General features: G+C 32.6%; 11 protein-coding genes. 8 read left to right on the forward strand and 3 right to left on the reverse strand.

The window, feature by feature from the left end:
• Nucleotides 1–14: 14 nt before the first annotated feature.
• The 5 genes from recG to WNY78_RS08715 all read left to right on the forward strand — a co-directional run bounded on the left by recG (nucleotide 15) and on the right by WNY78_RS08715 (nucleotide 4,520).
• Nucleotides 15–2,153, forward strand: coding sequence for an ATP-dependent DNA helicase RecG (gene recG / locus WNY78_RS08695; RefSeq protein ID WP_342872808.1), 2,139 nt, complete (start codon nucleotides 15–17; stop codon nucleotides 2,151–2,153).
• A gap of 54 nt (nucleotides 2,154–2,207) precedes the next feature.
• Nucleotides 2,208–2,789 carry a tRNA-(ms[2]io[6]A)-hydroxylase gene (locus WNY78_RS08700; RefSeq protein WP_342872838.1) on the forward strand — a complete coding sequence of 194 codons (582 nt, stop codon included), beginning with the start codon at nucleotides 2,208–2,210 and terminating at the stop codon, nucleotides 2,787–2,789.
• 102 nt (nucleotides 2,790–2,891) lie between these two features.
• Complete coding sequence (locus tag WNY78_RS08705) at nucleotides 2,892–3,260, forward strand: hypothetical protein (protein WP_342872809.1); 369 nt, start codon at nucleotides 2,892–2,894, stop codon at nucleotides 3,258–3,260.
• Between the two features lie 100 nt (nucleotides 3,261–3,360).
• Nucleotides 3,361–3,837 carry a hypothetical protein gene (locus tag WNY78_RS08710; RefSeq protein ID WP_342872810.1) on the forward strand — a complete coding sequence of 159 codons (477 nt, stop codon included), beginning with the start codon at nucleotides 3,361–3,363 and terminating at the stop codon, nucleotides 3,835–3,837.
• Nucleotides 3,838–3,911: 74 nt separating this feature from the next.
• Entirely contained in the window at nucleotides 3,912–4,520 is a 609-nt protein-coding gene (locus tag WNY78_RS08715; RefSeq protein WP_342872811.1) for a MarC family protein, read from the forward strand.
• An 8-nt stretch (nucleotides 4,521–4,528) separates the two neighbouring features.
• On the opposite strand, the gene WNY78_RS08720 is transcribed toward WNY78_RS08715, so the two are convergent.
• Complete coding sequence (locus WNY78_RS08720; RefSeq protein ID WP_342872812.1) at nucleotides 4,529–5,743, reverse strand: TlpA disulfide reductase family protein; 1,215 nt, start codon at nucleotides 5,741–5,743, stop codon at nucleotides 4,529–4,531.
• Nucleotides 5,744–5,957: 214 nt separating this feature from the next.
• Between WNY78_RS08720 and pheT the strand changes: the two genes are divergently transcribed.
• A complete protein-coding gene (gene pheT / locus WNY78_RS08725) occupies nucleotides 5,958–8,387 on the forward strand; it encodes a phenylalanine--tRNA ligase subunit beta (RefSeq protein WP_342872813.1) in 2,430 nt (809 codons plus the stop codon).
• A 49-nt stretch (nucleotides 8,388–8,436) separates the two neighbouring features.
• Here pheT and WNY78_RS08730 read toward each other — a convergent pair whose 3' ends face one another.
• Nucleotides 8,437–10,161: a hypothetical protein gene (locus WNY78_RS08730; protein WP_342872814.1), complete on the reverse strand. Its 1,725-nt coding sequence runs from the start codon at nucleotides 10,159–10,161 to the stop codon at nucleotides 8,437–8,439.
• Nucleotides 10,162–10,421: 260 nt separating this feature from the next.
• Here WNY78_RS08730 and tpx point away from each other — a divergent pair, with 260 nt between their 5' ends.
• Nucleotides 10,422–10,922, forward strand: coding sequence for a thiol peroxidase (tpx, locus tag WNY78_RS08735; protein ID WP_342872815.1), 501 nt, complete (start codon nucleotides 10,422–10,424; stop codon nucleotides 10,920–10,922).
• Nucleotides 10,923–11,196: 274 nt separating this feature from the next.
• The gene (locus tag WNY78_RS08740; RefSeq protein WP_342872816.1) at nucleotides 11,197–11,565 is read left to right on the forward strand and encodes a diacylglycerol kinase family protein; all 369 of its coding nucleotides are present in this window, start codon (nucleotides 11,197–11,199) and stop codon (nucleotides 11,563–11,565) included.
• A gap of 1 nt (nucleotide 11,566) precedes the next feature.
• On the opposite strand, the gene WNY78_RS08745 is transcribed toward WNY78_RS08740, so the two are convergent.
• A complete protein-coding gene (locus tag WNY78_RS08745) occupies nucleotides 11,567–12,028 on the reverse strand; it encodes a hypothetical protein (protein WP_342872817.1) in 462 nt (153 codons plus the stop codon).
• Between the last annotated feature and the right edge of the window lie 156 nt (nucleotides 12,029–12,184).

The following is a 12,184-nucleotide window of genomic DNA, read 5'->3' on the forward strand; positions in this document are numbered from 1 at the left end:
GTAAATTCGCAATTATGAGTTCTAAACTTCAAACTCCTATAGATTACCTCAAAGGTGTTGGACCTAATCGTGCAGATTTACTGCGAAGCGAGTTGGGAATCCATACGTATCAGGATTTGATTAACCTATTCCCAAACCGTTATTTAGATCGTACTAAATATTACAAAATCAACCAATTACAACGCAACAGCGCTGAAGTTCAAATCATTGGAAATATCACAGGTTTTAAAGAAGTAGCTCAAAAAAGAGGCAAACGATTGGTTGCTACATTTCAAGATGATACTGGTCGCATGGAATTGGTTTGGTTTCGTGGTCAAAAATGGATTCGTGAGAGCTTAAAACCCAATACTCCTTATGTTATCTTCGGAAAAGTGAACTGGTTTAATGGTGTCTTTAGCATGCCACATCCAGAATTTGAACTTTTAAAGGTGCACGAACAGAAAATAAGTTCAACGATGCAAGCTGTTTATCCGTCTACAGAAAAATTATCAAATAAGGGTGTGACAAATAAAGTCATGAATACCATCATGCAAAATTTGTTTCTAGAGACCAATGGACGCTTTGTTGAAACACTACCAGAAAGTATTATTTCTGAACTTAAATTACTCTCAAAAAGTGATGCGCTTTTTAACGTTCATTTTCCTAAAAATAATGAGCTTTTAGCTCGTGCAGAATTCAGGTTGAAATTTGAAGAATTATTCTACATTCAGTTGCAATTAATTTTGAAGAATCTCATTCATAAATCGAAAATAAAAGGTGTTCCGTTTACATCTGTTGGCACGTATTTTAATTCGTTCTATAACGACCATTTACCGTTTGAATTAACCAACGCTCAAAAACGCGTTCTCAAAGAAATTAGACAAGATTTAGGTAGCAATGCACAGATGAACCGACTATTACAAGGCGATGTTGGTTCTGGAAAAACAATAGTTGCGTTCATGTCAATGCTTATGGCACTTGACAATGGTTTTCAAGCCTGCTTAATGGCTCCAACTGCTATTTTGTCAGTACAACACTATCAAGGATTAAGTGAGTTAGCTAACAAATTGAATATCAGAATAGAACTACTTACAGGCTCAAGTACTACTTCACAACGTCGAAACATTCACGAATCTCTGGAAAATGGCGATTTACAAATCTTAATTGGAACACATGCATTGCTTGAAGATAAGGTCAAATTCAAAAATTTAGGGCTTGCCATTATCGATGAGCAACACCGTTTTGGAGTTGCTCAACGCTCTAAATTATGGAAAAAAGGACCATCCTCTACTTCATCAAATGAGAACGAAACGCAGATCATTCCGCCACATGTTTTGGTGATGACTGCGACACCTATTCCGCGCACTTTAGCGATGTCGGTTTATGGTGATTTAGACATCTCAGTTATTGACGAATTACCTCCAGGAAGACAAGCCATAAAAACGGTTCATCGCTATGATTCAAATCGACTTAAAGTTTTGAGATTTATGCGTGATGAAATTGAAAAAGGCAGACAGGTTTATATTGTGTATCCATTGATTCAAGAAAGTGAACACATGGATTACAAGGATTTAATGGATGGCTATGAAAGTGTGATTAGAGAATTTCCGCAGCCTAAATATCAAATTTCTATTGTTCATGGTAAAATGAAACATACAGATAAAGATTTTGAAATGCAGCGCTTTGTTAAAGGTGAAACACAAATTATGGTTGCTACCACTGTGATTGAAGTTGGAGTTAACGTACCAAACGCGTCTGTGATGATTATTGAAAGTGCAGAACGTTTTGGTTTATCACAATTGCATCAATTAAGAGGTCGTGTTGGTCGTGGTGCAGAACAAAGTTTTTGCATTTTAATGACAAGTCATAAATTGAGTCAGGATAGCAAAGTACGTATAGAAACGATGACAAAAACTAGTGATGGCTTTGAAATTGCTGAAGTAGATTTAAAACTAAGAGGTCCAGGAGACATCATGGGAACTCAACAAAGTGGTGTTTTAAATTTAAAAATCGCAAATATTATTTTGGATAAAGATATTTTGCAAAGTGCTCGATTTTATGCAAAACAGGTTCTTGGTAGCGATCCTTCTTTATCACAACCAGAACATAAAACAATCTTAAATGCGTATCGCGAGATCAGTAAATACAAGAATATTTGGAATTATATAAGCTAGAAACTTGAATTTAGATTTTCTATCTTTACCAACCTAAAATTTAGAAATATGAGCATGCTTCATCTCAAATTAGAAACCGATCCTCGTTGGGCTAAACTTGCAGAAGACAATATTGAAGAAATCCTAACAGATCACGCTTGGTGTGAGCAAAAGGCATGCACTAATGCGATTACGATTATTACACACAACTCTCAATATCCAGATTTGGTAACCGATTTACTGGAACTCGCTAAAGAAGAATTGGAGCATTTTCAAATGGTTCATGAGATAATAAAAAAACGAGGCTACACCTTAGGAAGAGAGCGAAAAGACAGCTACGTCAATGAACTCTACAAGTTTATGAATAAAGGCGGAAGTCGTTTACAAAGTATGGTGGATCGTTTACTGTTTTCTGCAATGATTGAAGCTCGTAGCTGTGAACGTTTTAAATTATTATCCCAACGTATTAAGGACCCTGAATTATCTCAATTTTACTATGATTTAATGGTAAGTGAAGCTGGACATTACACCACATTTATTGGTTTTGCAAGAAAATATGGTAAAGATATTGACGTTGATAAGCGATGGCAAGAACTTGTAGCATTTGAAGGTGAGGTTATAAAAAGCTATGGAAAATCTGAGTCTATACATGGATAAGAATTAAAAAGTCTTCAATCATCATATTTATTTTAAGAAAGCATTAGGCTTCATTTTTCTTCGGAACGTCTTTCAGATTAAAAAAATCAGTAATTTTGTAGTATGAAAATTAAACTTACATCAATACTAACATTAGTCTTGGGATTATGCTTTTTTGCAGCATACCCAAATACTGATGTAAGCTTAACTACTGAAACTCATTTTGAGGTCTCACAAAGCGACACAGATGATTCTTCTGTAACACCTGTTGATTACATACATGCCAATGATTCTTTTGAAAGAATCTTAACTCGTAATCTAAATACGTTTTCACCTACATGCTTAAAAAAACTGACTGATGCTGATACAAAAGCAAACATAAGTAAGCACCAAACTATCATTGAGCTAAACAGGTTTCATCAATACGCAAGACATCTAAATCTGAGTTATTTTACTACAGATATTATTTTTCCTTTTCACACCTTCTGGTAATCCATTTTATTTAATAAACTGTCATTTTTATGACACAATTTCTTAAGCATTGTTTACATACAATGCCAACATTACATACAATAACCTTATATTTTTTAAAATGAGTTTAGGAATAACACTTACATCAACAGTATTAGTGCTGTTGGTCACAACACCAGTTGTACTAATACAGCAACAACAAAAAAAGAAAGAACGCAAGCTTTTAAAAGCTTTAAAAGCCATAGCGAATCAACATAATAGCACTTTGACAGAATTTGAGGTATTTAAAAATTTCGCAATAGGTTTAGACAAAAACAACAATAACTTGTTTTTTTACAAACAGAATTCTAAAAAAGAAATCACACAACGTATAGATCTTAATAAGATTAAAAGCTGCGGAATTTTAAATTCAAAAAAAGCGAACAATTCAGACAAGAAAGATAGTATTGTAAGGCTACAATTGATTTTGAACCCTAAGAGCAATGCAAAACACGAACAAAACATTGAAATTTATAATCAAACTGATGATTTTCAACTAAATGGTGAGTTAGAAGTTATTCGGAAATGGGAACATCTAATTCAGACACATTTAAAATAATTTTTCTTACTTAAAACTACCCAATTAAGCCTTGATATATTATATTGAGGCTTAATTTATTTTATTGAATATCTATGATTGAAATTGTTACCACAATATTTTTTTTAATTGCAGTTATTGACCCTATTGGTACAGTTCCTGTATATCTGGAAGCGACAAAACAATTTGATAAAAAACATAAAATCAAAATAGCCATCAGAGCCTCTGTAATTGCTTTTTTCATTTTATTATTTTTCATTGTTATAGGACAACTAATACTTGAAGGCATGCAAGTTTCACTCGATGCCTTTCAGATTTCTGGAGGTGTTATTCTTTTTCTATTTGCATTAACGATGATTTTTGGAGATGGCAAACCTGAAACAGAGAAACATTCTATCAAAGACTACAAACATGTTACCATATTCCCTGTAGCCATACCATCTATTGCATCTCCTGGAGCAATAATGGCTGTTGTTTTAATGACTGACAACCACCTTTACTCAATCCAACAACAAGCACTTACAGTTATCTTAGTTTTAGTTGTGGTTGTTATTACATGCTTATTACTATTAGCTGCAAACTTTGTTCAAAAAAGAATTGGAGAGTATGGTATTACTGTAATTAGTAAAATTATGGGATTAATTTTAGCATCTTATGCGATTCAAAGCATACTGAGTGGAGTTAAAGATTTTTTCTTTACTTAATAACTGGATTACTCTACCAACAACTTATCTATAAACTCAGTAAACTCATCTTGAAATTCCACAAACTTCTCACCTGTTGCTGGACCATTAAATCCAGTGTGTATTTTTCTAACCTTTCCTTTTTTATCAATAAAAATTGAGGTTGGATAGGATAAAACGTGATTTAGCATAGGCAATTTCTCTTGAGCTTCCGATTTACTAGACGAACCATATTGTGCTAATAGGATTGGATATTGAATTCCGATATCGTCTTTTAATCGATTAATACTTGCAAACGCTTTTTCTTCAGATTTAGCGTATTCAAATGCTAAAGCCACAAACTCGATATCTTTTTCTGCATTATTATTATAAAATTCTGAATAGTATTTACTCTCATCCAAACAGTTAGGACACCAGGTTCCCATAATTTGCACAACAACAACTTTATTTTTAAATTGATTATCTGATAAAGAAATTTGCTTACCGTTTGCGTCTGGAAATGTAAATTCTAATGCATCATAACCTTCTTTTAAAAAAGTTAATTCATTAGCACTTGGTAGCTCATAGTTTTCATTTCGTTTGGCTGTAAACGGTTCTTCCCAATGGTTTCCTGAGTAGAACATTCCGTTCATTAAGTTGTCATTGACTTCCGCAGTAAACAAAAATGCGTGTGCACCATCAAAAGTTGAAAGCTTCATGGTATTGCCATCCATAACACCTTCTAAATAGCGATAATCTCCAGTGGTTGTTCTAAAAGTACCTGTAACAATATGACCTTTTTGCTCAAAAACGCCTTTAGCAATATATCTATCTTCTTCGAAATTTGGACTAAACACAGTCTCCCAATTCCCAGTAACATTTTGGCTAGGTGTTTCTGTTTTTAAGTCGAAACGTGTTTCTTTTCCTATTTCCGCAGAAAAAGGAACCACACGATCTAAGCTTTCTTTTATAAAGTTACCTTTTAAGGTTCCGTTTTTTATAACTGCTTCTATGTAACCTTCAAATACTGGGGTTTTTATGACAATTGTATCTTGAGAATATTCAATATCTGATACCATTATGACTTCATCTGCATTGAATATTTTTATGGATTCTCGAGATGTAACTTCAAAATTAAATGGTAAAACATCTGTTTCGGTTAATTGTAATTCTGCTCTCCAAACACCTTCTGACAGAGCATCTGGGCGATTAAAGTTACAACCAAAAATGATTATTAAAAATGGTAAAAGGAGTAATTTTCGCATATTAGGCTATAGTATTAAAAACAAATAGTCTCAGCAAATATAAACTACTTACAAATAAACCCTAGCAAAGTACTCAATATCACCACCTTTTTTGAATTTTTATCCCGATAGTTATTTGAACCGAAGAAAAAAAGGAGATTTCGGCTATTTTTTAACAAAAAATCATCTGTAAACTATTAGTATTATTATCTTTGGCAATTGACAAATTAAGACAATGAAAATATCATATAACTGGCTAAAACAATTTTTAAAAACGGATTGGCCTGCTGAAAAAACTGGCGAATTACTTACTGATTTAGGTTTAGAGATTGAAGGAATAGACAGCTACCAATCTGTAAAAGGAGGATTAGAAGGTATTGTTGTGGGCGAAGTTTTAACGTGTATTCAACATCCTAATGCAGACAGATTAAAAATAACCACTGTAAATATTGGTACAGATGAAACGCTTCAAATTGTTTGTGGAGCACCAAATGTTGCAGCTGGTCAAAAAGTTCCTGTTGCCACAATTGGAACAACTTTATATACTGAAACTGGCGAAGCTTGGAAAATCAAGAAAGGTAAAATTAGAGGTGAAGAAAGTCACGGAATGATTTGTGCCGAAGATGAATTAGGTCTTGGAAAATCTCATGATGGCATCATGGTTCTTGATGAAAAGTTAGAAGTTGGAGCACTTGCTGCCGATATTTTTGATATTGAAAATGATGACGTATTTGAAATTGGTTTGACGCCAAACAGAGCTGATGCCATGAGTCATTTTGGTGTGGCTCGTGATTTAAAAGCTGGATTATTACAAACAGATGATATTAATACGGAATTGATCACTCCATCTGTAAGTTCTTTTCATGTTGAGCGCAGATCTTTAAAAATAGGTGTAGAAGTTGAAGATTACAATTTAGCACCTCGTTATTGTGGGATTACCATTTCTGGCATTAAAGTAGAAGACTCTCCAGCTTGGATTCAAAACAGACTTAAAGCTATTGGTTTAACGCCAAAAAATAATATTGTTGATATTACTAATTATGTCTTACATGAATTAGGTCAACCTTTGCACGCTTTTGATGCTGCAAAAATTTCTGGAAATAAAGTGATAGTAAAAACATTACCTGAAGGCACAAAATTTACAACTTTAGATGATGTAGAACGTGAATTAAGTGCAGATGACCTTATGATTTGCGATGCCGAAAAACCAATGTGTATTGCTGGTGTTTTTGGTGGAGCGCATTCAGGAGTTTCAGAAAACACAACAAGTATTTTCTTAGAGAGTGCTTATTTTAACCCAGTGAGTGTCAGAAAAACGGCAAAACGTCACGCTTTAAATACAGATGCATCTTTTAGATTTGAACGAGGTATCGATCCTAATATTACAGATTACGCTTTAAAACGTGCTGCTTTACTAATCATTGATATTGCTGGTGGAGAAATTTCTAGTGATTTGATGGATTCTTATCCTAAGAAAATAGAAGACTTTCAAGTGCGTTTAAGTTTTGATAATACAGCCAAATTGATTGGTGAAGAAATTCCGAAGGAAACTATAAAACGTATTTTATCATCATTAGACATTAAAGTTAATAATGTCACAGAAACTGGTTTAGGCCTTACTGTTCCTGCATATCGCAATGATGTTCAACGTGAAGCTGACGTCATAGAAGAAATTTTACGTGTCTATGGTTACAATAATATTGCTACTACAGAAAAGTTAAACGCTTCTATTTCTAATACCTCTAAATTTGAAGATTATAAACTTCAAAACGTAATTGGTAACCAATTAGCTTCTCAAGGCTTTTTTGAAATATTATCAAATTCGCTTACGACTCCAAAATATATTGCTTTAAGTGAGCAATTAAAGGAAGAGCACAATGTAGAAATGCTCAATCCGTTGAGTAATGATTTGAGTGTAATGCGCCAAAGTTTACTGTTTTCTGGATTGGAAGCTGTGAGTTATAACATCAATAGAAAGCGAGATGATTTAAAACTGTTTGAATTTGGAAAAACCTATCATAGTTACAATGAAGGTCGAGAAGAATACAAGCATCTCTCTATGTTTTTAACAGGAAACAAATCTAATTTACGTTGGAATGCTCCTTCTCAAAAAAGTGATTTCTTTTACTTAAAAGGTATTGTAAACAGTACACTAGAGCGTTTAGGATTGTCGCAACATAAAGTGTCTCCTATAAAAAATGATGTGTTTAGTGAAGGCATTACTTTATCTATTGGTAAGAAAAAACTTGTAGATTTTGGGATTGTTAATAAAAAGGTTTTGAAACACTTCGGAATTTCACAAGAAGTTCTTTATGCCGATTTCAATTGGGATAATGTGATTGATTTGGCAAAACATAACGAAATCAAATATAAAGACATTCCTAAATATCCTGAAGTGCGTCGAGATTTCGCATTACTTTTAAATGATGATGTTACTTTTGAAGACATTGATAAAATTGCGATGCAAACCGAAAAGCAACTACTTAAAGATGTTGATCTTTTTGATGTGTATCAAGGTAAAAATCTTCCGAAGGGAAAGAAAAGTTACGCAGTGAGTTTCATGATCCAAGATGAACACAAAACGCTAACTGATAAGCAAATTGACAAAATAATGAATAAGCTTCAAGCTAATTTTGAAAAGCAGCTTGGCGCAGAGTTGAGATAAATAACAAAAAGCCTTTTCATTTTGAAAAGGCTTTTTGTTATTACTTTATTTAACGAGTTAAATTCCCAGTTCCTGAGCAGTTATTTCCGTTTTCAATACAATCAGCACCTGCTACCTCTTCTTGACTACTTACAAAATATCCATCAAAAGAATCTGTTAATGGGTCATAAGTATATTGAGCGGTATAATTTGCAATTTTAAAGTCCACTCCTCCACATGGTGGTGAAAAATAATCGTGATACACAGTACTAATAATTAAAATATTGTTTTCAAAAGTAAAATTATTTGTAACATAGTTTCCACCAGAATCATCTTCGGCAGTTACTGTATAGTCCTCATTCAATATTATAGATCCTGTGTAATTATCTGAAGAAGATCCTCCATCTCCAGTACTTACACAATTAGACATCTCTTCTAAATTCCAAGAACCAAAAATATCAATAGGCATTCTTTCATATGAATAAACATAATTGTTTCCTTCAGCGACAACCATACTCATTTCTGTGAGCTCTAAAATTTGTTGAGAAACATTACCACTAAAATCCCCTTCTGTAAAGTTTAAATTTATAGTATTTACAGTAATATTATAATTACCTCCTGCAGACTGAGCTTCATCACAATTACCTAAATCTTGAGATGAAAAATTAGTTGATGTAAAAACTACTTTTTCAACACAATCCGGATTAAAAATTTCTCCTCCATTGAAAAGAACAGAATTTGCTCGCCAAGAACCAACAATGAGATTTTCATATTCTAAACCAACAGTAGCTGACCCAAATGCAACGCATCCATAATCATCAATCACCATTACGTAATAATTGCCATCTTCTGGTACTGTAATTGAATGACTTATTAATTCTGTACTCATTTCACCTGTAGACCAATAAAAATCATAATCGGCAGAATCTCCATTAACAATTGCAACTAAAAGATTTTCTGGATCAACACCAATAATGACTTCTAATTGAGAAATATCACATTGATTCTCGTCGAGTTCTACAACTTCGGAACAAACAAAATCTGAATAAGGAATTGAGCAAGAAATATCTCCATCATTTGATGATCGATTATCATCAGAGCAATCTCCAAACATATCACACTGCACCATACCATCAGTATCTTTAGGTATAAATTGCCCACCTTGCTCTATGGATTCTGCAGTATAAAGTATCGCAATACCAGCCATAACTATTACAAAAACCAACAAATTCAAACTTGATCTATTGTTATTATCATTATTAAAAACATAAGCAAAATGCTCTAGAGTTTCGATATTCTGATTAATAGCTTGAGAAAACAACAAATCATCTTGACTGTTGAGAAAATTCCCAACGTTATTCATTTGGTTGCTCCCTATTAGTTGACTTACACCATCTTCTCCTCCATAATATGTAACACCTTCTTCAGTTTCTATAAAAACCTTATTAAAAATTTGACCTGTTAGGCCATTTTGTTGATACAAAGAATGAATCGTTCCTGCTCCGTCAAATTCAATAATTGTAGAAATTCCAGACCCATCATCACTTACTATATGAGTCAATTTTTCAATATTCCCTGAGCTGTCGTGCTTAAAATAACTGGTTAACTGATTGTTAGTAGCGTTATCAACATAAGTGGTTTTAGGAGCAATTGAATTTGAAGTGGCAGATTCAACATGTCTCATTATTGTTAATCCATTGTCTTGAATGATATCTTGATTATCATTATCATCTGAACAAGAAAACAAAACAGTTATTAAAATAAATAGGAAATAAAAGCGAATAAAATTTTTCATAATTGGTTGATTTGATAATTAATAGCAATTACAAAATACTAATAAATTATTTTATCATAAAATACCTAGTAATGGGTAAATTCTCAAAAATTAGTTTGTAAAAATCTAAAAATGAACTAGAAGCTAATTTTAAAAAGTAGCTTGACACATAGTTAAAGCTTAGAAATGTATATCTGTTAAACTATTGCAAAATATTATACAGACCTTGCTTTTAACATTCAAATAATCCTTAATTTTAACATTCATTAAAACTACAAACTATGGCAAAAGTAACATTAGGTGGAAACCCAGTTCATACATCAGGAACATTACCTGAAATAGGATCTAAAACTCCAGATTTTAAATTAACAACAACAGATTTAGCTTCAAAATCATTAAGTGATTACGCTGGACAAAATTTGGTATTGAATGTATTTCCTAGTGTAGACACAGGAACTTGTGCCACTTCAATTAGAGAATTTAATAAAGCAGCTAGCACATTAGAAAACACTAAAGTATTGTGTATTTCTAAAGATTTACCATTTGCTATGGCACGTTTTTGTGGAGCTGAAGGTTTAGATAACGTAGAGAGTTTATCAGATTTTAGAGATGGTAACTTCGGAAAAGCTTACGGACTCGATTTCATTGATGGAGGATTTGAAGCATTGCTATCTAGATGTGTTATTGTTGTTGATACTGAAGGAAAAGTTATCTATACTGAACAAGTACCAGAAATTGCTGATGAGCCAAATTACAAAGCTGCATTAGAAGCTTTGAAATAACATAGTGTTAAAATTACAAAGCTGCATTAGAAGCTTTGAAATAAAACATAGTGTTAGAATTACAAAGCTGTATTAGATGCTTTGAAATAAAACATAGTGTTAGAAATACAAAGCTGCAATAGAAGCTTTGAAATAAAACATAGTGTTAGAATTACAAAGCTGCATTAGAAGCTTTGAAATAACATAGTGTTAAAATTACAAAGCTGTATTAGAAGCTTTGAAATAAACGTAAATCGTTTGAAACATTAGAATTTCCGAAGAAAATTCAGAATACATGCAAAAAAAAGAATCGTTTCTAGTCAATAGACTTAAAAGCGTAGGTTATGCTTTTAAAGGCGCTATTTATTTAATTAGAACAGAAGCGAGCATTAAAGTTCAAGTATTTTGTGCAATAGCAATAACTATTGCCGGATTCTATTTTGATATTTCTAGAACTGAGTGGTTATTTCAAATTGCTTTAATTGGGTTAGTCATAGGTTTAGAAGGCATGAATACTGCTATTGAAAGTGTAGCAGATTTTATTCATCCAGATAGACACGAAGCCATTGGCAAAATAAAAGACATAGCTGCAGGAGCTGTATTTATTGCAGCAATTTGCGCTATGATAACTGCTTTGATAATTTATGTACCTAAAATTTTTTGAACTAATTAATAGTTACAATACTTACATTAACAATTTCGTTCTCAGCCAATTTAGGCACTAATGCATGATATGTCACATTTGGTGCTATATCAGTCGCATTTAAAACAAATGACACCGTTAAATATAATTGACCGTTGTCGCAATTTTTTACTAAACCATCGTAATTAATAGTATCAAAACCATTGGTTAATCCTTTTTTTCCAATGATTAAATCATAAGCCTCAAAATCTATTTCTGGCGTACAATCTCCAGTTACCAAATCATTAAAAACAGTTTGTGATCTTATAATGGTAAAATCATCAGACAAATCAATATCCATTTGATAAGGTGTATTTATACAACCATATGCAACTTCTAGACTTGTAATACCTAATGTTACAGGTGTACATTCATCATCATTTGAACAAGAATTAACTACAATTACTAATAATAAACCGATACTCAAATTTATAATATTTCTCATATTTTTACGTCTTTATAGAGTAGATGCAAAATTTAGTAAAAGGTTGCGTCAAATTTAAAACATCTCTCTAGGATTAACGTTAGTTATTTGTATTTTTGTTGAGATGCACAAGTAGCTCAAAATTTAAAATTAATTATTTCCGCTTCTACGGAAAGT

Source organism: Psychroserpens sp. AS72 (genome assembly GCF_038900375.1).
Lineage (GTDB): Bacteria > Bacteroidota > Bacteroidia > Flavobacteriales > Flavobacteriaceae > Psychroserpens.

Bases quoted from the DNA above. Each gene is read 5' to 3' on its own strand.
- recG (WP_342872808.1), top strand. From the start codon at position 15: ATGAGTTCTAAACTTCAAACTCCTATAGATTACCTCAAAGGTGTTGGA.
- tpx (WP_342872815.1), top strand. From the start codon at position 10,422: ATGGCAAAAGTAACATTAGGTGGAAACCCAGTTCATACATCAGGAACA.
- WNY78_RS08715 (WP_342872811.1), top strand. From the start codon at position 3,912: ATGATTGAAATTGTTACCACAATATTTTTTTTAATTGCAGTTATTGAC.
- WNY78_RS08700 (WP_342872838.1), top strand. From the start codon at position 2,208: ATGCTTCATCTCAAATTAGAAACCGATCCTCGTTGGGCTAAACTTGCA.
- WNY78_RS08720 (WP_342872812.1), bottom strand. From the start codon at position 5,743: ATGCGAAAATTACTCCTTTTACCATTTTTAATAATCATTTTTGGTTGT.
- WNY78_RS08730 (WP_342872814.1), bottom strand. From the start codon at position 10,161: ATGAAAAATTTTATTCGCTTTTATTTCCTATTTATTTTAATAACTGTT.
- pheT (WP_342872813.1), top strand. From the start codon at position 5,958: ATGAAAATATCATATAACTGGCTAAAACAATTTTTAAAAACGGATTGG.
- WNY78_RS08705 (WP_342872809.1), top strand. From the start codon at position 2,892: ATGAAAATTAAACTTACATCAATACTAACATTAGTCTTGGGATTATGC.
- WNY78_RS08740 (WP_342872816.1), top strand. From the start codon at position 11,197: ATGCAAAAAAAAGAATCGTTTCTAGTCAATAGACTTAAAAGCGTAGGT.
- WNY78_RS08745 (WP_342872817.1), bottom strand. From the start codon at position 12,028: ATGAGAAATATTATAAATTTGAGTATCGGTTTATTATTAGTAATTGTA.
- WNY78_RS08710 (WP_342872810.1), top strand. From the start codon at position 3,361: ATGAGTTTAGGAATAACACTTACATCAACAGTATTAGTGCTGTTGGTC.